This is a genomic window from Flavobacterium gelidilacus DSM 15343, assembly GCF_000422685.1.
Lineage (GTDB): Bacteria > Bacteroidota > Bacteroidia > Flavobacteriales > Flavobacteriaceae > Flavobacterium > Flavobacterium gelidilacus.
Genome location: NZ_AUGN01000001.1, coordinates 292,513 through 313,960 on the forward strand (window position 1 = coordinate 292,513; position 21,448 = coordinate 313,960).

Below are 21,448 nucleotides of genomic sequence, written 5' to 3' on the forward strand. Positions count from 1 at the left end.
TTATTGGTTTAAAATGAAGTTTTCTAATTGTTTCAAGGAAATTCTTCCTTCGTAAATTGCTTTTCCTATGATTGTTCCTTCACATCCTAATTCGGCTAATTTTGGTAATTCATCAAAAGTTGAAATTCCTCCAGAAGCTATTAATTTTACTTTTTCACATGAAGCTAAAATCTCTTTATATAAGTCAAAACTTGGGCCTTCTAACATGCCATCTTTTGCAATATCTGTACAAATTACATACGAAATTCCATCTTTTTGATAGTTTTGAATAAAAGGAATGACTTCTTCATTACTTTCTTCTAACCATCCAGAAACCGCAATTTTTTTATTGTTTGCATCAGCTCCAAGTATGATTTTATCAGTTCCATAAATTGAAATCCATTCTTTAAACAAAGTCGGATTTTTTACAGCAATACTTCCTCCAGTAATCTGATTTGCTCCACTTTCAAAAGCAATTTTTAAATCATCATTGGTTTTTAATCCTCCACCAAAGTCAATTTTTAGCTTTGTTTTTGATGCAATTTCTTCTAATACTTTATGATTAATTATTTTACTCGATTTTGCACCATCTAAATCTACTAAATGTAAGTATTCAATTCCGGCATCTTCAAAAGATTTGGCAACTTCTAATGGATTTTCATTATATATTTTCTTCGTATTGTAATCTCCTTTGGATAAACGGACACATTTTCCGTCTATTATATCTATGGCTGGGATTATTCTCATTTTCATATTTTTTTTGGAACACAGATTGTTATAATTTGAGAAATTTATATAATCTTCATTACTTACTAAATTTTTTAATAATTTCTCTTATTTCTCAAATCTGTGTTCCTTCTCTTTTATTATTATAGGTTTAGAAAGTTTATCAAAATTTGTTCTCCGAAAACACCACTTTTCTCTGGGTGAAATTGAACTCCGTAGAAATTATTTTTTTGTAAAGCGGAACTATATTCTACTTCGTAATTGGTCGTTGCGATGGTTTCTTTACAATTTTTCGCATAAAAACTATGAACCAAATACATGAATTCATTTTCATTAATCCTTTTAAATAAAGGACTTTGTAAATTATAAATTGTATTCCAACCCATTTGAGGAACTTTGACTTTAGACGAGAATTTCACCACTTCAACATCAAAAATTCCAAGTCCTTTTGTATTTCCTTCTTCGGTTGAATTGCATAATAATTGCATTCCTAAACAAATGCCTAAAACAGGTTGTTTTAACGTTGGAATTAATTTATCCAAACCGCTTTCTTTCAACTTTTTCATAGCACTACTCGCTTCACCAACACCAGGAAAAATAACTTTATCTGCTTTTTGAATTTCATCCCAATTATTACTCAAAATACCCTCAAAACCTAATCTTTCTAAGGCAAATTGAATACTTTGAATATTTCCAGCACCATAATCAATTATTACAATATTCATTATAGCATTCCTTTTGTAGATGGTAAAATCATTTTTTCTACATCACGTTTAACAGCAACTTTTATAGCTTTAGCGAAAGCTTTGAAAATTGCTTCAATTTTGTGGTGTTCGTTTGTTCCTTCGGCTTTTATGTTTAAGTTTGCTTTTGCTCCATCGGTAAAGGATTTAAAGAAGTGAAAAAACATTTCGGTTGGCATTTGTCCAATCATTTCTCGTTTGAATTCAGTTTCCCAAACTAACCAATTTCTTCCTCCAAAATCTATGGCAACTTGTGCTAAGCAATCATCCATTGGTAAACAAAATCCGTATCTTTCTATGCCTAATTTGTTTCCTAAAGCTTTTGCGTAAACTTCTCCTAAAGCTATAGCTGTGTCTTCGATTGTGTGGTGTTCGTCTACTTCTAAATCACCTTTGACTTGAATATCCAAATCCATTTGTCCGTGACGAGCAATTTGATCTAACATGTGATCAAAAAAGGCAATTCCGGTATCAATGTTACTTTTTCCAGTTCCATCCAAATTTAATGTTATTGCAATATCTGTTTCATTTGTTTTTCTTTGAATTGAAGCTGTTCTACTTTCCAATTTAAGAAATTCATAAATCTTTTCCCAATCATTTGTTTCTAAACCGATTGTTGGTTGTAATTCTTCTTGTTTTACAGAGATTTCTGTAGTTCCTAAATTTGTATTATCATTGATAAATATTGCTTTTGAACCTAAATTTTTAGCTAACTCAACATCAGTTAATCGGTCACCAATCACAAATGAATTTTCTAGATCATAAGCTTTAGAAAAATAGTCAGTTAATAATCCAGTTCCAGGTTTTCTTGTATTGGCATTATCTTTTGGAAAGGTTCTGTCTAAAAAGACTTTATCAAAGACAACTCCTTCATTTTCATAGGTTTTCATTATGAAGTTGTGAACAGGCCAAAAAGTGTCTTCAGGAAAAATATTAGTTCCTAAACCATCTTGATTAGTTATCATTACTAATTCATAATCCAATTCTTTAGCAATTTTGCTCAAGAAAGGAATACACTTTGGATAAAAAATCATTTTATCAAACGCATCGATTTGTTCGTCTAGCGTTTCTTTTATTATCGTTCCATCTCTATCGATGAATAGTACTTTTTTAGGCATATTGCAGTGTTTTTAAAAGTTGTATCACTTTTTCATTTTCGTCTTTTGTACCAATTGTTATTCGTAAGCAATTATCACATAAAGGTTGATTGCTTCTGTTTCTAACAACAATTCCGTTATCTATAAATTGTTGGTAACGCAAATCAGCGTCATCTACTTTTACTAAAATAAAATTAGCATCTGAAGGTATAACTTTTTCGATAAAATCTACCGTTTTTAAAGCTTCAAATAATTTATCTCGCTCTACTAAAATTTTTTTAACTTGAAAATCTAATGTGCTTTGTTGTATTTTCTTAAGCGCTTTTTCTTGTGAAAGTATATTGATGTTATATGGAGGTTTTATTTTGTTTAGTACTGAAATTATTTCAGCAGAAGCATATAAAATTCCAATTCTCATTCCAGCCATTGCATAAGCTTTAGATAATGTTTGGCATATTACTAAATTGGGATATTCTTTTAACAATAATAACCAACTGTCTTTCTCAGAAAAATCAATATAGGCTTCATCAATCAAAATCAAACCACTAAAATTACTTAACAAGTCAAATACGATTTTGTCTGAAAAAGAGTTACCAGTTGGGTTATTTGGAGAACACAAAAACAAAATTTTAGTGTTTTCATCTGTTTTACTTAATATAGCTTCAGCATTGGGTTGAAAATCATCAGTTAAAAGAACTGCTCTATTTTCTACGGCGTTTATATTGGCTAATACTTCATACATGCCATATGTTGGAGGCAATGTGATTACATTATCTTTATAAGGTTCACAAAAAGCTCTGTATAATAAATCCAGTACTTCGTCACTACCATTTCCTAATAAGATATTTTCAACTTTAACATCTCTTTTTTCGGCAAGAAGTTCTTTTAGCTCTAATTGCTGTGGATCTGGATAGCGATTTACACTGTTATCAAATGGATTTTCGTTAGCGTCTAAATAAATCATTTCGTGTTTGAAATCTTTAAATTCATCTCGAGCTGATGAATAAGGTTTCATGTTCAAAACATTTGTTCTTGTCAGTTTGTTGATATCGAAATTAGTCATTTTTTAAAGTATTTAATCTTAGTGAAACGGCATTTTTGTGAGCTTGTAATCCTTCAGCTTCAGCCATAAGTTCAATAGCTTTACCAATATTTTGGATTCCTTTTTGTGATATTTTTTGAAAAGTCATGGCTTTTAGAAAGCTATCTAAATTTACACCACTGTAACTTTTTGAGTATCCATTAGTTGGTAATGTGTGATTTGTTCCTGATGCATAATCACCAGCACTTTCAGGTGTAAAGTTTCCGATAAAAACCGAACCTGCATTTTCTATATTTTCAAGGAAATAATCTTCATTTTTTGAACATACAATAAAGTGTTCTGGACCATATTCATTAATTAATTTCAAAGCTTCTTCCTCTGAATCCATAAAAATTAACTTTGAATTATTGATTGCCACTTGAGCAATTTCTTTTCTAGGTAAAACTTCTAATTGCTTATAAATTTCTTCTTCAACGTCATTTAACATGTTTTTTGAAGTCGTTACTAAAACAACTTGACTGTCTTTTCCGTGTTCCGCTTGACTCAATAAATCAGAGGCAACAAAAGAAGGAACAGCTGTTTCGTCAGCATAAACTAGTAATTCACTTGGTCCAGCAGGCATATCAATAGCTACTCCGTTTTGAGAAGCAAATTGCTTTGCAATCGTTACAAATTGGTTTCCAGGTCCGAAAATTTTGTAGACTTTATCAATTGTTTTCGTTCCAAATGTCATCGCTGCAATAGCTTGAATGCCACCAACTTTATATATTTTAGTCACACCGCAAAGTGAAGCTGCATATAAGATAGCTGGATTGATATTTCCGTTTTTATCTGGTGGTGTGCATAATATAATTTCCTTGCAACCAGCAATTTTAGCTGGAACAGCCAACATCAAAACTGTTGAAAACAAAGGAGCAGAACCACCTGGAATATACAAACCAACTTTTTGAATCGGTCTTTTTTCTTGCCAACATTGAACTCCTTCTGTGGTTTCAATACTTATTTTTTCGGTTTTTTGAGCTTTGTGAAAGTTCAAAATATTTGATTTTGCTAATTGAATAGCTTCTTTTAAATCTTGAGAAATTTCTGTTTCTGCTTTTTGAATTTCATCAGTAGTAACAAGAATTGATTCTAATTCTACACCATCAAAATAAGAAGTATATTTTGCTAAAGCTTTATCCCCTTTTCTCTGAACTTCTTTAAAGATTTGTTTTACCGTTTCTTCAACATCATCAAAAGTTTGAGTAGGTCTTTTTAAGATTTCTTCCCAGTTTTTTAATTGTGGATTATATATTTTATTCATTTTTAAATAATTAATGATTAGTAAAAAGTAATTTGTTAAAGAACCATTTTTTCGATTGGACAAACTAAAATTCCTTCTGCTCCAGCTTCTTTTAATTGGTCAATAACATCCCAAAAAGTGTCTTCTTCAATCACAGAATGAACACTACTCCATCCTTCTTCTGCTAAAGGCATAACAGTTGGACTTTTTAAAACAGGAAGAATAGAACTTATAATTTCTATTTTGTCATTAGGAACGTTCATTAGAATATATTTAGATTTTCTAGAACGTAAAACTGATTGCATTCTGAATTGAAGTTTGCTTAATAAAGCTTTTGATTCTTCAGAAATTTGAGGAGAAACAGCTAAAACAGCTTCACTTTTTAAAATGACTTCTACTTCTTTTAAACCGTTTTTGAATAAAGTACTTCCACTAGAAACGATATCTACAATTGCATCTGATAAACCAATATTTGGAGCGATTTCAACGGAACCTGAAATTTGGTGAATGTCAACCGAAATTCCTTTAGATGAAAAATAATCAATTACTGTTTTTGGATAAGAAGTCGCAACTCTTAATCCATTTAAATCATTTATAGAATTGTATTTAAATGCTTTAGGAACAGCTACAGAAACTTTACATTTTGAGAAACCTAATTTTTCAGCTATTTCAATATTTTTTCCTTTTTCTACTAAAAGATTATCTCCAACAATAGCGATATCTACTACTCCATCTATTAAATATTGTGGAATATCTGAATTTCTTAAGAAGTAAACTTCAAGAGGAAAATTGGAAGCTGTTACTTTTAGTTGGTCATTTCCATTGTAAACAGAAATACCTGAATCTTTTAAGAGTTGAATACTTTCGTCGTACAAGCGACCTGATTTTTGAATAGCAATTTTTAATATTTTCATTTTAATTTTGAGAAATGTCTGAATATATCACTTGCTATTTCTTGGAAAGAAAAAACCCGTTTGATATACTCAAACGGGTTTATAATTTATTTTAGTGTATTACATAAAAACATCATTACCTAGCTTGAGCGTGGTTTAAATGATGATGATGATGTAATTTATTTGTAAACATGATATTTTGTTATTTTTAACAGTGCAAATATAAAGGCATAATTTCTGAATAAACAAATTTTTATGAAAATTTATAGTTTGTTTAAGCTAGTTGGACTCCGAAAAAGTGACCAACTAGAGCTGTAAGTACCATGGCAATTGTACCCCAAAAAGTGACTCTTATCACTGCTTTTGACATACTTGAACCACCTGTTTTTGCTGCTAAAGCTCCTAAAAAAGCTAGAAATAAAATAGCAGAAATATATAGTGAATATTCCATCGTTTTTATAGGCAAAAATAAAGTTACCAAAAAAGGTAAAACGCCTCCAACGGTAAACGAAGCTCCTGAAGCTAAAGCAGCTTGTAAAGGTTTTGCTTGACTTATTTCATTTATTCCCAATTCATCTCTTATATGTGCTCCTAAAACATCATGTTCAGTTAATTCTAATGCAACTTGCATTGCAGTTTCTTTTTTTAAACCTCTTTCTACATAGATTTCTGCTAAACGTTGCAATTCTAATTCTGGCATTTCTTCTAATTCAATTTTTTCACGTTCTATATCGGATTTTTCAACATCCGTTTGAGAACTTACTGAAACGTATTCACCTGCAGCCATTGATAAAGCTCCAGCTACTAATCCAGCTAAAGTTGCTAATATCACTGGTTCACGAAATTCACTTGCTGCTGCAACACCAATAGCAATACTTGAGGTTGAAAGTATTCCGTCATTAGCACCTAAAACAGCAGCTCTTAACCAATTGCTTTTGTGAATGTAATGATTGTCTAAATAGTCATCTGCTTGATTTTCCATATATTAAATGCTATCAAATACACCTTTTGTGAGTATTTTTGATTTTTTGTTTACTTTATTACTTTCAATAATTTCTATAGAATCGGCTGACTTCTCTCCTACTTTGACTTCTGTTTTTTCAAAGATATAATCAACTTTTGAATTATTTTTAATTAAAAGTACATAATTTTTATCATTTTCAGTAATTAAAGCATCAATTGGAATAGCTAATCCTTTTTTAGAATCTGTTAAAATTGTTGCTTCTACAAACATTCCAGTTAATAATCGTTGTTTTATTGCATCATCTAAATGTCCGTGAATCATGATTGTTCTGTCATTTCCTTCAATAGATTTTCCTACCAAAACTACTTTAGCTTTAAATTCTTCATTTGAAGCTTGAGGAACCGTAAAAACAATATTTTGATTTTCTTTAATTTGAAGTATATCTTTTTCAAAAACAGCTAATTCAACATGTAAATGATCTGTATCTACAATTTCTAAAATAATATCTGAAGGAGCCATAAACATTCCCACATTTGCATTCATAACCGTTACATCACCAGCAATTGGTGCATAAATCGTAATAGTTGAAGTCAAATTTCCTTTCTGAACTTGTGCCGGAGAAATGTTTAAAACCTGTAATTTCTTTTTTAAACTTTGGTACATTCCATTAGCTCTTTTATAATCACTTTCTGCTTTTAGATAGTTTTTTTGGGAAGTGATTTTTTCATCATACAAGGTTTTTTGTCTTTCATATTCAGATTTTAAATAGCTGATTTGTTCAGCCACTTCTAAATAATCCTTCTGAATGTCAATGAATTCAGTATTTTCAAGAGTTACTAAAGCTTGTCCTTTTTTGATTTTATCACCAATTAATAAATGCGTTGATTTGATGTAACCTCCTAAAAATGAAGTGATTTTAACTCTATTTTCTGGTGGAACATCTATTTTTCCGGTTGCTTTTACTCCAACATTAAAATCTTGTTCAGTTGGAGAACCAATTTCCATTTTCATGGTTTGAAATTGTTCTTTTGAAATTGAAATTTCGTCTTCGTTTTTTGAAACAGTTTCTTCTGAAACTTCTTTTTTACAAGCTGTTAAGAGTAATCCTGATAGAAATATATATAGTAGCTTTTTCATTTTAATTTAAGGTTATGTATTGTAAATTTAATTGCGTTAAGTTGTATTGTAAAAGAGTTTCTAAATAATCCATTTGAATAGATGTTGCGTTTTCTAAACTCATTATGTATTGAAAAAAATCAATTTCACCATGTTTGTAGCTCATGTCTGCTACTTTTATAATTTCTTCGGATAATTTCTTTCCATATTGATTATAGTAATTAATTCCTTCTTGAAATTTTTCTAAAGTTTGTTTCTGTTGGCTTAAATGTGCTTCGATTTTAAACATTTCATTTTCTTTTTGAGCTTCCCAACTTTGTAATTCAATTTTAGCCACTTTGTTTTTGGCCACATTTCCATTATAGAATAAAGGAATAGAAACTCCTAGTTGAAATCCATATAAAGATGAAGATAAGCCTGTGTTTTTTCCTTGAAAATATTCTAAATGCAAATCGGGTAAAGCTTGTTGTTTTTGAAAAGATATTTGTTTTTTATAAACATCTGTAACATTCTCATAATATGAATTGTATAATTCCTTATTGTTAGCATTACTTAAATTATTTTCTGCTTTTAATTCTGTTGAAGAAATCACTAATTTTTCATCTGTTTGCACTAAAGATTTAAGCTTGTCATAAAACCCAATTTTATCCGTTTTAATTTGAATTAATTTGGTGTTAATTTGACGAAATTTAGCCTGAGCTGTAATTTTTTCTAAGTAATTACTTTCTCCTAATTCGAATCTTCTATCACTTGCTTTTGAAAAGTTTTGATACAAACTATCTAAGTAATTATATAATTTTTCTTGATGTTGTACAAATACGATTTGATTATAAACTGAAGAAATTTCACGAGTCAATTGACTTTTCTGTAAATTCAAATTTGAGTTTTCTTTCTCATATTCAGCTTGTAGCACTCTTTTATGAGCTCCATAAACTGTAGGAAAAGCAAAACTTTGCTGTACTCCAAAAACCTTTAACGGAATATTATTTGCAGGTAAGTTATTCTGGTCATAACTGTAATAAATATTGGTTTTATCAATAGAATACGCTGTTTTTATAGATGCTTTTGATTTATCTACTTGTAACTGTATTGATTTGATATTCTTATTATTAGCAATTCCTTTTGAAACTAAACTATCTAATTCAGGGTTGTTGTTTTGAGCAAATCCGAAACCTGTAAATAGGAAAAACAGAATGATATAAGTTCCTGATGTATGTTTTTTAAATTTTGGTTTTTTAAATTCTTTGGTATCCATAATTTTATATAAAACAGGTAAAACTAACATAGTTAATAAAGTAGCTGTGAATAAACCACCAATTACAACCGTTGCTAAAGGTCTTTGCACTTCTGCACCCGCTGATGATGAAATTGCCATAGGTAAAAATCCTAAAGCAGCAGCAGCAGCTGTTAATAAAACAGGTCTTAATCTATCAGTTGTGCCTTTTAGAATTAATTCATCTATATTTTTCATGCCTTCGTGTTTCAGTTCTTTGAAATGTTCGATTAAAACAATTCCGTTTAAAACTGCTATTCCGAAAAGAGCAATAAATCCAACTCCTGCTGAAATACTGAAAGGTAAATCGCGAATCCATAAAAATAAAACTCCTCCAACAGCAGATAAAGGAATCGCTGAATACACCATTAAAGCCTCTTTAACAGAACCAAAAGCAAAATATAATAAGATAAATATTAAAAATAAAGCTATTGGAACAGCAATTAGCAAACGAGCTTTGGCACTTTGCAGGTTTTCAAATTGTCCACCATAAGTGACTCTGTAACCTGTTGGTAATTTGATTTTAGTATCTACAATATTCTGAATATCATCAACAACACTCTGTAAATCTCGGTTTCTAACGTTAATTCCAACTACAATTCTTCTATTGGTATTATCTCTTGAAATTTTGGCTGGACCAGTTGTGTATTCAATATTTGCTAATTCTTGTAATGGAATTTGTTGTCCATTTGGAGCCGAAACATATAAATTTTTAACATCTTGAATTCCAGAACGATTTTCTTTATCTAAGCGAATTACCATGTCGAAACGTTTTTCACCTTCGAACACATTTCCAACCGTTTTTCCTGCGAAAGCTAAAGATAAAACATCATTTAAATCCGCTATATTCATCCCAAATTGAGCGATTTTCATTCTATTATACGTTACAGCCATTTGAGGTAAACCTTCTGTTTTTTCAATAATAATATCCGAAGCACCTTCTACGTTTTTAATCGCTTTGGCAATTTCGTCTGCTTTACGTGCTAATACTTCTAAATCATCACCAAAAACCTTCACAGCAACATCTGAACGTGTTCCAGAAATTAGTTCGTTAAAACGCATTTCTATAGGTTGCGTGAATTCGATTTCCATATTCGGAATCTTCTTTTCGATGGCTTCTTTTATTTTATCAGCTAATTCGTCTTTTGAATCAGCTGAAACCCATTCTGATTTTGGTTTTAATTTGACAATCACATCACTTTCTTCCATACTCATTGGATCTGTTGGAACTTCTGCGGCTCCAATCCTACTAACTACTTGATCAACTTCTGGAAAGTTTTTTAAGATGATTTGTTCGATTTTTGTTGTTGTTTCAATAGTTTTAGTTAAAGAAGTTCCAGTTTTTAAAACCGGTTGAATTACGAAATCACCTTCATCTAAAGTTGGAATAAATTCACCACCCATAGTTGTAAATAAAACTATTGCAAAAACCAATAAACCTAAAGCACCATATAACACCTTTTTTGTATTGGCTATTGCCCAAGTTATTGAAGGTAAATACCAAGAATTCAATTTATTAATTAATTTATTGGAAAGTGAATTTGGATTTTCAGCAGTTGGTTTTAAGAATAATGATGAAACCACTGGAACATAAGTAAAACAGAATAACATAGCTCCAACTAAAGCAAAACTGAAAGTCATTGCCATAGGTTTAAACATTTTTCCTTCCACACCAGAAAGCGATAATATAGGAATAAATACAATTAAGATGATTAATTGACCGAAAACAGCCGAATTCATCATTTTTGAAGCACTTTTATAGGTTATTTCATCGATTTGAACTTGTCTGTCTTCTTTAGATAATCCAACTAAATGCTTGGATTTATGAGCGATTTGAAAGGCAATAAACTCGACTATAATTACAGCTCCATCTATTATAATTCCAAAATCAATTGCTCCTAAACTCATTAAGTTAGCATCAATTCCGAAAATATTCATAAATGAAATTGCAAAAAGTAAGCATAATGGAATTACCGAAGCTACTACTAATCCTGAACGCCAATTTCCTAATAATAAAACCACTACGAAAATTACAATCAAACAACCTAAAATAAGGTTTTCAGCTACTGTGAAAGTTGTTTTTCCAACTAATTCACTTCTTTCTAAAAATCCGTTGATATAAACGCCTTTTGGTAATGTTTTTTCGATTTCTAAAACTCTTGCTTTTACATCATCAATAACTTGCTTAGAGTTTCCTCCTTTAAGCATCATGACTTGACCTAACACTTTTTCTCCTTCTCCATTTCCTGTGATGGCTCCAAAACGATTGGCTGAACCATAACGAACATTGGCTACATTTTTAACATAAATAGGATTTCCTTTTACATTTTTTACGACAATGTTATTGATATCTTCAATAGATTTAACTTTTCCTTCTCCACGAATAAAATAACTTTGATTGGTTTTTTCAATGTAAGCTCCACCTGCAATACTGTTATTCTTCTCTAAAGCCGAAAACACATCATTAATTGAAATATCCATCGCTTTAAGAGCTGAAGGTGTTATTGCAACTTCATATTGTTTTAGATATCCACCCCAAGTATTGATTTCCACAACTCCATTTATACCAGATAATTGACGCTTAACCACCCAATCTTGTAAGGTTCTTAAATCAGTTACCGAATATTCATCTTTATATTCTGGTTTTACTTCTAAAGTATATTGATAAATTTCTCCTAAACCCGTTGTAATTGGTCCCATTTCTGGAGTACCAAAACCCGCAGGAATTTTTTCTGAAGCTGATTTAATTTTTTCGGCAATTAATTGCCTTGGTAAATACGTTCCTATTTCATCAGTAAAAACGATAGTAACAACTGATAACCCAAATTTTGAAATAGAACGAATTTCTTCCACTCCAGGTAAATTAGCCATTTCTAATTCTACAGGATATGTAATATATTGTTCAATATCTTGCGTAGAAAGATTTTGAGAAGTTGTAATTACTTGTACTTGATTGTTGGTTACATCAGGAACTGCACCAATTGAAATTTGAGTGATTGAATACACTCCAAAACCCACAATTCCTAAAATAAATAATAGGACTATGAATTTGTTTTTTAAGCTAAAAGCTATAATTTTTTCTAACATTTTTAATTAAATTGAATAATTAATAAAGAATTATTTACCTCATTCACAGATAAATATAATTAATAAAATAGAAATTAGTCATAATTTCTATACAATAAAATGTTAGGCTATTTTAGGTGGCAACCAAATTGAAGTAAATAAATTTGACTTAAATGAATTTTTATAAAAAAACTTCTTTTTGACTGAAATTAGTGATTTTATAACTTCAAGTCGAAAGCTTACCGTTGAAAATGTAAATAAAACATGAGTAGAATTATCAAACGTTTTAAAAGGTAAATTTTGATGTTCTTTTTTATTATTGTCTGTGTTTTTAGAATAATGAACTTTTATAAATTGAGTGAAAGAATTTGAATCACTATTTACTTCTGTTTGGTATTCTTTGTAATGTTCAATTAGATTAGGGATTTTCAAGAATTGTCCTATTGATGTGTTGGCACACAAAAATATAGTTATGAGAAAAATGGCAATTACTTTATTCATCTTGTAAAATTAGTAAAAAAAATTACTTTACTATGTAACTTAAATCACACAAATATAAACTAGTTAACTTTAAGAAAGATTAAGAGTTACTTAATTTCTTCTTCAGGAAAACTTAAAACTATTGTAGTTCCTTTGTTTAATTGTGATTCTATGTTTATTGTTATGCTTAATAATTCGCAAAGTCTTTTTACGATTGATAATCCTAAACCAGTTCCTTTAATGTCTGGATGATTTAAGCTTTCTGATCTAAAAAAAGCATTGAAAATTTTATCTTTATCTTCTTCTGAAATTCCTATTCCTTCGTCAGTAATACTACATTTTACAATATTGTTTTCATTGTATAATTTTACTGTAACATTTGAGTTTTCTTTAGAATATTTTAAAGCATTTGAAAAGATATTACTAAGAATTATTGAAACTAAATTATAATCGGATTGAATATAAATTTCATCATCAAAAAGGTTAATTATTGTACATTGTTTGTCTTTAATTTTTTCAGAAAAACGAGCTGAAGTATCTAATAAAAGAGCATTTAATAAAACACTTTCTGATTTAATATTTTGTTTTTCATTTTCAAATCGTGCTAATAACAATAGCTCATCAACTAATTTATTAACTCTATCAACTTCGCGAATACAGAAATTAATTTTATCTTCATATTCTTGTTTTTCACGTGGTTTACGTATTAAAACTTCAAGTGTCCCTTTAATAATAGCTAAAGGAGTTCTTAATTCATGAGAAGCATCTGAAGTAAATTGTTTTTCTCGTTCGATTGCATTTTCAATTCGATTTAATAAATTATTTATAGTATCTGATAATTCATATAATTCATCTTTATTTTCAGGAAGTGAAATCCTTGTATTAAGGTTGTCTTTTGTTATTTTATTAGAAGTTTCTATAATAGTTTTGACAGGTTCAATACTTCTTCCTACAATAAATCTAGCTACTAAAAATAATATTCCAAGTACTAAAGGAAAAGCTAATAATAAAGTATACCGTAAATTACGAAGCACTAAATTAGCATCTTCTAAAGACATAGCTATTATTAAATAACCAACCATTTTCTCTTTATAAGTTACATCAATTTGAGATTGTCTTATTGAAATTTGATTTAATTTAGCATCAAAATATAAGGGTAAACCTTCTTCTGATTTATGGAATATAAGTTGTGATTTTTTTAGATTTGGTGATTTGTCAAACATTTTTCCTTCAGTATTTGTAAACTGAATAAATATTGGATTAACATCTAAAGTATTATGCTCTTTTTCTTTCCATTCATCTTGATCCATAAGAATGAAACCTTCATCTGATATACTTATCTCATCAAATAATTTTGTTTTTTCTAAAGCAATATTGTTTTCAATATCTCGATATACAGATTCTTTAACACTAATATAAATTACAGTAAATACAGCAGATATTAACAAAGCTGTTGTGATTATGTAATAAAAGGCAATTCTATTTCTGTATGAAAATGATGGCATATTTCTTTAGTTTAAATCATTTGCAATATAACCTACTCCACGAATTGTTTTAATTAAATCATTCTCTTTACTAAGGTTTATTTTCTTTCTGATAGCATTCATAAAAACATCAATCACGCTGGTATCATACTCAAAATGAATGTTCCAAACATCTTCAATAATTTGGTTTCGGGTACAAACTTTACCTTTGTTTTTAATTAAATAAGTTAATAATTCAAACTCTCTTTGGGTAAGAGAAATTTCTTTTTCATCCATTAAAACTTGATATTTTAATAAGTTTATTTGAATATTTCCTAAAGTTAAAATATTTACAACTGCGTTCTTTCTAAAATATATTTTGACGCGTTCTAACAATTCTTCAAAACTAAATGGCTTTTTAATATAATCATTAGCACCAGCTTGCAAACCTTCAATAGTTTCTTGAACTGTATCTTTTGCCGTTAAGAATAAAATGGGTACATCAAGATTTGTTTTTCTTATGGTTTTACAAACTTCAATTCCAGTAACTTTTGGTAACATCCAATCTAACAGAATTAAATCTACGTCAACAGACAAAGCTAAATCTATTCCAGATTGACCATTTGAAGCTGTTAAAACTTCATATCCTTCCTCTTCTAAACCTTGTTTAAGAAAGTTGGCAATACCTATTTCATCTTCAATTACTAAAATTTTCATTTTGAAATTTATTATTGCATAAATTTACTATAATTTAAATTGTTAATGTAAGCCTGAAAAAAACATTAACCATAAATTAAGTTTACATCACAAATTTAAATCCAATACTAGCAATATTTGCATTTAAACCATCACTTCTTGTGTAATGATTGAATCTAAAATCAATATTTTTCAAACCGAATTTCCAAATTTGAAAATTGGTAAAAATATCAACATAATTGACTCCAAAACCATATTGATTTGCATTGAAGCTAGATAAATCATAATCTGAAGTATAATATTGTTCTGTTGAAAGATGTTTTTCAAAACCAGCAAAATACTTAGATTGTTGTTGCGTATAATAACGATACATCGGAAAAACAGTGAATTTATCTGACACCTTAATTGGCACTTCGATACTTGCTGTGTGAGATGTTATGTCCCAATTGTCCCAATAGTACCTATAATAAGTTCTTATAGTGACTCTTTCATTTAAATAATAGTTCAATCGCGCACCAACTGGAATTTTTGTCCTTGAATCGGGTAAACGTTCAATATCATCTGCTAATTTATAAACACCTTGATTTTGTGTGGTTTCATAAACAGGAATATATTGTGCTTGACCTACATAATAATCAGCTTTATCAGCAAAATAAACTCTATGATAAGGTGTCGAAAGTAAACCTTGTTGTTGAATTACATCAAAAAATAAGGAGAATTGCATGTTTTTTGTAGCTACTTGAGAAAACCCAAAAGAAGCTGAATAAGAATTTCGATTGACTTTATCTAAAGTAGAAAATAAAGAAGGATTGTATGCAGAAGTTGTGTTACCATTTTCATCTAAAACATTATAATAGAATTTGTTATCAGCATAATCAATTAATTCTTTTGGATAGATTGGTCGCCATTGATCTAAATATACATTTGCTTTTAAAGAAAGTTCTGTGTTTTTATTGTTGAAAAGCTTGGCTACTCCACCTCCAAAACCAAACGATGTATAATCGTATTCATTTGAAAACGAAATATCAGCATTCCAAACAAAATTTCTATCATCACTAGAATGACTATAATTTACAACCAAAGAAGTTAGTTGATCACTTTGAGAAGCACCCGATGAAGCTTGCCAGGGATTCGTATTGATTTTGTCATAAGGGTTAATATTACTTGATGAAGCAGAAGTGTAAGCAGAAATTCCAGCGTCAACAGTTAATATATCATCATCATTTAAAGGCATCGAAACTACAATATTTGAAGCAACATCGGTTAAGTCTTCTGAACCCATTCCTCCAGAAACAGCAGAGTGAACTCCATCTTGTTTATAGTAACTTAATAAAAAGTCAACTTCTGTATTTTCTAAAACACGTTTTTTATAAACAATTGAATCCTTAACTTGAGCAAAAGATAATCCTGAAAATAAAATAAGACTATATATAATTAATTTTTTCATTTCTTTTTTTTAGTTACAACCACAACCACCACCCGTTTTTCCACCATTTGCTCCTGCAGCAGCTTCTCTATAGACTTGAAATGCAGTTTCGTATCGTTCTGTAGTTTGAGCAGACAATTTCATAGTCGTATCGTTTATTTTTTGCATATCATATTCTTTCACAGCTTTACAAGATTGTAAGCTTATCAAAACAACTGCAATTATCATTACTTTTTTCATCTTATTCGTGTTTTTTTAAATCTATATTTTTTGAAGTATGAATTACTCCTTTATCATCTACTATAATACATTCTAGCCCTTTTATTTGATTTACAAAGTCAAGACCAACTTCAACTCCCATTACAAAAATTCCGGTTGCCAAAGCATCTGCCATTTCTGTTTGTTTGGCAAAAACCGAAATACTTACAATGCCACTCGCTGGATAACCAGTTCTTGGATCTATTATATGCGAGTATCTTTTGCCATTAAATGTGACGTATTTTTCATAACTTCCTGAAGTTTCAACAGCTGTATCTTCTAAAGGAAATGTAGCAAATACTTTATTCTTATTCATTGGGTTTATAATTGCAATAGTCCAAGGATTTCCATCAATTTGCTTTCCCCAAGTACTGATATCACCAGAAACATTTACTAAACCCGATTCACAACCTTTTGATTTCAATAACTCTTTAATTTTATCTGCAATATAACCTTGACCAATTCCACCTAAACCTATTTTCATTCCTTTATTTTTAAGAAAAATAGTTGTGTCTTTTGGATTTAGAATTACATTTTGAAATCCTACTTTTTCAACTGATTTCTTAATTTCTTCTTTTGAGGGCATTTTTATCATACTGCCATCAAATTTCCAAATTCTATCCATTGAAGCATAAGAAATATCGAAAGCTCCGTTTGTTACTTTTGAAATTTTTAAAGCTCTTTCCACTAGATCATAAACTTCAGGATCAACTTTTATAGGTTGAATTCCAGCATTAGTATTCACACTAGAAATTTGTGTTGTTGGAATCCAATCAGATATTAAATTTTCAATACGTTTTACTTCTTCAATAGCTGCATTTGTATAGGCATTTGCCTGAATTGAATCTTTGGCAACAACAGTAATATCAAAAGGGCTTCCTAATAAAGAAGCCTTTTCCTTGAAAGTAACTTGACTAAAAGTTGCAAACGACATTAATAATGATATGAAAATCAATGATATTTTCACTACTTAGTATACGATTTTAGTTTTACGATATATTCTTCAGCTGTTATTTTTTCATAACCCATAATTCCAAGTACTTTTCCTTCATTATTTAGGATAACAACTTTAGGAAAACTTCCTTCAGGATTATATATTTCAGCTAATTCTTGATTTATTTTTGTTTGCTCTTCAGATAACGCATTCGCTTTTTTCTTAGGGAAATCAGCCTTTAATAAAATCCAATTTTCCGAAGAAGCATTTTTAAAAGCATCAGATTGCCAAATTGATCTATCAAGTTTAATACAAGGTGCACACCAATCAGAACCAGAAAATACTAAGATTATGTTCTTTGCATCTTTTGCTGCTTCAGTTTTAGCATCATCAAAACTTGTTTTCCAATCTTGTGCAGAAACAATAGAAGTTACTAAAAAACAAATGATTATTACTACTCTATTCATAATTTATAATTTTATACAAAATAACGAAATCTTAAGTTATATAGTATTAGAAATTATAATTATTTAAGTAAATATTAAGTTAAGAATTATCTAACATTAAGTTAATCTTAAGCAATTCTTAAGTTTAAAAATAAAGTTCTAAAATATCTTTGTTTTACAATTTTATCTTAATATTAGTTAATAAATATGAATTTTTCAAAACAGATTACACCTTTTAAAAATCTAGCTTTATTTTTTCTTTTAGTTGGTTTTATTTTACGTATAATTCTATTATTTCACCCAATAACGCAATCCCATTTTGGTTTTGTTGCTATTCTTAAGATTTTCTTTTTTGGATTTCTTTCAGATACTTTAATTTTTATCGTGGCAAGTGCTTTTTTATGGTTGTATCTTATATTTTTATCCGATTCAAAATTTAATAAACCCTGGGGTTATGTATTGTTTAGTGCTTATTTAGCTTTGCTAATTTATATTTTATCGGGAAAAACAATTTTACATGAATATGGTGGCGTTTTGCCTGCTTTAGGAATTGGATTTGTTGGTATAAAAACTTTATTAATTGGACTTCTATTGTTCTTTCCTAAACAAAGAAAAAACATTAGACTAGCTGTCTTTTCTATTACAATTTTCATTTTTGTCTTAATAATAATTCAAAATGCCGTTAGTGAATTCTTTTTTTGGAATGAATTTGGAGTTCGTTATAACTTTATTGCCGTAGATTATTTAGTGTATACCAATACAGTTATCGGAAATATTATGGAATCTTATCCAGTTGTTCCATTATTTACTGGTGTCGGATTAGTTGCTTTACTTTCGACTTATATTATAGTAAAAAAATCAAAGAGTTATTTAGATAATTTACCAACTTTTATGGATAAAATCAAGATTGTAGCTGTTTATGCTTTATTGTTTATAGTTTCCCTAAAAATGATTCCTGTTTTATCAAATCAAGAAGATTCTCCAAATGTTTTTACGAATGAATTACAAGCCAACGGAATATATAAATTCTATGGTGCTTTTATGCAAAGTGAATTGGATTTCTTTAAGTTTTATGAAACAATGCCAAACAACGAAGCTTATGCTTTATTGAAAAATCAGATTTCAAATATTGGAAATGATACAACATTAAGAACTATAACTTCAGATTCTACGGAAACTAGAATGAATGTAGTTTTGATTACGATTGAAAGTTTGAGTGCTGAATACATGAAAATGTATGGAAACGAACAAAACATTACACCATTCCTAGATTCATTGGCCTTGCAAAGTTTGAATTTTTCAAATTTATATGCTACAGGAAATAGAACTGTAAGAGGTTTAGAAGCTATGACACTTTGTATTCCTCCAACTCCTGGAGAAAGTGTTGTAAAACGTGAAGACAATAAAAACAAATTCAGTACAGCAAGTGTTTTTAAGAAAAAAGGCTATCAAACGAAATATCTTTACGGTGGAGATGCTTTTTTTGACAACATGCAAGATTTTTTTAGTGGAAATGGTTATGACATAGTAGATAAAAATTCGATTAAACCAGATGAAATTACTTTTGCAAATATTTGGGGCGTTTGTGATGGTGACATGGGAAACAAAGCTATTCAAACCATGAATGAAGAAGCTAAAACAGGGAAACCCTTCTTTAATCATTGGATGACGGTTAGTAATCACAGACCATTTACGTATCCTGATGGAAAAATTGATATTTCTCCAACTATAAAATCTCGTGATGGTGGTGTAAAATATACAGATTATGCTTTAAGACAGTTTTTTGCTAATGCTGCAAAACAACCATGGTTTAAAAATACGGTTTTTGTAATTGTAGCTGACCATTGTGCTTCTAGTTCAGGAAAAACGGAATTGCCAATGGATAAATACAGAATTCCAGCAATGATTTACGCACCAGGTTTTATTGCACCTACAAACAACAACAAATTGATGTCGCAAATAGATTTAATGCCAACACTTTTTGGATTGTTAAACTTTGATTATGACAGTAAATTTTACGGACAAGATGTTTTAAAAGACGATTATAAACCAAGAGCTTTTATTGCAACGTATCAAGATTTGGGATTTATAAAAGATAATATATTGACGATTATTTCACCAGTAAAACAATCAAAACAGTTTGCATTAAAACAAGTAGATAATCCAAAACTAAAGGAAGATTATAGAATTTTCTATGATGAAACTTTAATGACAACAAAACGACAAGAATTAATCAAAGAATCAACGGCTTATTACCAAACAGCTTCTGATATGTTGACTAAGAAAAAATATGAAAAATAATATTTTATAGTTCAAAATTCATTAAATTTGAGTGCAAACATTTAAAATTGTTTGCACTCATTTTTTTATTATGAAAATCGTAAACTTATATAGTACTCTTTTTTTTGCATTTTTTATTAGTTGTTCTTCAATAAATAAGAATCAAGTAGTCAAAGTTAATTCTAGTAATAAAACTAGTTCTAAATTTGAACCAAATGATGATGATTGTTTAGTCTTTATTGGTCAAGATTTAGAAGCAATTGGTGGTTTAGATAACTATTCAAAAGGCTACTGTGATACTTTTGAAATGCCGGCTGGAATTACACTTTACACTGGATTTACACCAAATAAAGAATCATATGGTTATTTTCAAAAAGGAAATGATGGATTGAAATCGATTGTAAATTGGGGTGCTGGTGATACTTGTTTACAATGTATTTTAGATGATGATGATTTTAAAAACACCATGATTTCTATAGGTTTATCTATGGTTGACAATGAAAAAAAAGTCGCTTTAGGAGAACATGATGATTTAATTAGAGAATTAGGAACTTGGATAAAAAACAGTAAAAGACCTGTTTTTCTGAGAATTGGTTACGAATTTGACGGATGGAGTTGGAATCACTATAAGAAAAAATACTATTTAGAGGCTTGGAAACGCATTCACACTAAGTTTAAAGAAATGAATGTAGCTAATGTAGCTTTTGTTTGGCAATCCAAAGGAAATGGTTCTAATCAGCAAGTTTTAGATGATTGGTATCCTGGTGATGAATTTGTAGATTGGTGTGCTTACTCCTATTTTGATAATCCGGATACGGAAATGTTAACTTTTGCCAGAAAACACCAAAAACCTGTTTTTATTGCTGAAGCTACTCCGACTTTAAGCATTGATGGTTTGTATTTTAATTCTCGTTTAGATAATCCAAAAGTGGCTTATGAAGCCTGGGAAAAATGGTTCACTCCTTTTTTTAAAACCATTAATGACAATAAAGATGTTATCAAGGCTTTTAGTTATATCAACGCTAATTGGTCAAAACAGCCTATGTGGATTACTAACAGCGTATTTCAACAAGTAGATTCTCGCATTCAAATAAGTGATTCAATTAGCAAAAAATGGAAAGAAGAATTGATGAACCCAAGATATTTAAAAGCTTCACCAAGTTTATTTGAGAAATTAGAGAACTAACTTTTATGTAATTTAGAACAAACAACTTTTCTAAATTAAATTAAACCATTCCGTAACTAAGCTAATTGCTAATAAAACCAATAACCCAGAAAATATAA

Annotated in this window: 18 protein-coding genes; 2 read left to right on the top strand and 16 right to left on the bottom strand. The window is 29.5% G+C overall.

Features of this window, described 5'->3' with window-relative positions:
- From hisA to G507_RS0101405, 16 genes are all read right to left on the bottom strand, one after another.
- Positions 1-726 carry a 1-(5-phosphoribosyl)-5-[(5-phosphoribosylamino)methylideneamino]imidazole-4-carboxamide isomerase gene (gene hisA / locus G507_RS0101330; protein WP_026715792.1) on the bottom strand — a complete coding sequence of 242 codons (726 nt, stop codon included), beginning with the start codon at positions 724-726 and terminating at the stop codon, positions 1-3.
- Between the two features lie 122 nt (positions 727-848).
- Complete coding sequence (gene hisH / locus G507_RS0101335) at positions 849-1,430, bottom strand: imidazole glycerol phosphate synthase subunit HisH (protein WP_026715793.1); 582 nt, start codon at positions 1,428-1,430, stop codon at positions 849-851.
- Positions 1,430-2,566 (bottom strand): bifunctional histidinol-phosphatase/imidazoleglycerol-phosphate dehydratase HisB, encoded by a 1,137-nt coding sequence (gene hisB, locus G507_RS0101340; RefSeq protein ID WP_026715794.1) that lies wholly within the window; start codon positions 2,564-2,566, stop codon positions 1,430-1,432. Before hisB ends, hisH begins: the two co-directional genes overlap by 1 nt.
- Positions 2,559-3,608, bottom strand: coding sequence for a histidinol-phosphate transaminase (gene hisC, locus G507_RS0101345; protein ID WP_026715795.1), 1,050 nt, complete (start codon positions 3,606-3,608; stop codon positions 2,559-2,561). Before hisC ends, hisB begins: the two co-directional genes overlap by 8 nt.
- A complete protein-coding gene (gene hisD, locus G507_RS0101350; RefSeq protein ID WP_026715796.1) occupies positions 3,601-4,890 on the bottom strand; it encodes a histidinol dehydrogenase in 1,290 nt (429 codons plus the stop codon). Before hisD ends, hisC begins: the two co-directional genes overlap by 8 nt.
- 35 nt (positions 4,891-4,925) lie before the next feature.
- Positions 4,926-5,783 (bottom strand): ATP phosphoribosyltransferase, encoded by an 858-nt coding sequence (gene hisG / locus G507_RS0101355; RefSeq protein ID WP_026715797.1) that lies wholly within the window; start codon positions 5,781-5,783, stop codon positions 4,926-4,928.
- 253 nt (positions 5,784-6,036) lie between these two features.
- Positions 6,037-6,744 (bottom strand): VIT1/CCC1 transporter family protein, encoded by a 708-nt coding sequence (locus tag G507_RS0101360; protein ID WP_026715798.1) that lies wholly within the window; start codon positions 6,742-6,744, stop codon positions 6,037-6,039.
- A 3-nt stretch (positions 6,745-6,747) separates the two neighbouring features.
- Positions 6,748-7,863 (bottom strand): efflux RND transporter periplasmic adaptor subunit, encoded by a 1,116-nt coding sequence (locus tag G507_RS0101365; protein ID WP_035665365.1) that lies wholly within the window; start codon positions 7,861-7,863, stop codon positions 6,748-6,750.
- Position 7,864: 1 nt separating this feature from the next.
- Entirely contained in the window at positions 7,865-12,202 is a 4,338-nt protein-coding gene (locus G507_RS0101370) for a CusA/CzcA family heavy metal efflux RND transporter (RefSeq protein ID WP_026715800.1), read from the bottom strand.
- Positions 12,203-12,304: 102 nt separating this feature from the next.
- Positions 12,305-12,682 (bottom strand): hypothetical protein, encoded by a 378-nt coding sequence (locus tag G507_RS0101375; protein WP_026715801.1) that lies wholly within the window; start codon positions 12,680-12,682, stop codon positions 12,305-12,307.
- Between the two features lie 86 nt (positions 12,683-12,768).
- A complete protein-coding gene (locus G507_RS0101380) occupies positions 12,769-14,166 on the bottom strand; it encodes a sensor histidine kinase (protein WP_026715802.1) in 1,398 nt (465 codons plus the stop codon).
- 6 nt (positions 14,167-14,172) lie between these two features.
- Positions 14,173-14,841: a response regulator transcription factor gene (locus G507_RS0101385; RefSeq protein WP_026715803.1), complete on the bottom strand. Its 669-nt coding sequence runs from the start codon at positions 14,839-14,841 to the stop codon at positions 14,173-14,175.
- 82 nt (positions 14,842-14,923) lie between these two features.
- Positions 14,924-16,267 (bottom strand): DUF3570 domain-containing protein, encoded by a 1,344-nt coding sequence (locus G507_RS0101390; protein ID WP_026715804.1) that lies wholly within the window; start codon positions 16,265-16,267, stop codon positions 14,924-14,926.
- A gap of 9 nt (positions 16,268-16,276) precedes the next feature.
- Positions 16,277-16,486 (bottom strand): DUF4266 domain-containing protein, encoded by a 210-nt coding sequence (locus G507_RS0101395; protein ID WP_026715805.1) that lies wholly within the window; start codon positions 16,484-16,486, stop codon positions 16,277-16,279.
- 1 nt (position 16,487) lies between these two features.
- Entirely contained in the window at positions 16,488-17,438 is a 951-nt protein-coding gene (locus tag G507_RS0101400) for an FAD:protein FMN transferase (RefSeq protein ID WP_084518911.1), read from the bottom strand.
- A gap of 32 nt (positions 17,439-17,470) precedes the next feature.
- A complete protein-coding gene (locus G507_RS0101405; RefSeq protein ID WP_035665370.1) occupies positions 17,471-17,905 on the bottom strand; it encodes a thioredoxin family protein in 435 nt (144 codons plus the stop codon).
- A gap of 186 nt (positions 17,906-18,091) precedes the next feature.
- Here G507_RS0101405 and G507_RS0101410 point away from each other — a divergent pair, with 186 nt between their 5' ends.
- Positions 18,092-20,185, top strand: a complete 2,094-nt coding sequence (locus G507_RS0101410) for an alkaline phosphatase family protein (protein WP_026715808.1) — start codon at positions 18,092-18,094, stop codon at positions 20,183-20,185.
- 70 nt (positions 20,186-20,255) lie between these two features.
- Positions 20,256-21,350 carry a glycosyl hydrolase gene (locus tag G507_RS0101415; protein WP_026715809.1) on the top strand — a complete coding sequence of 365 codons (1,095 nt, stop codon included), beginning with the start codon at positions 20,256-20,258 and terminating at the stop codon, positions 21,348-21,350.
- Positions 21,351-21,448: the final 98 nt, after the last annotated feature.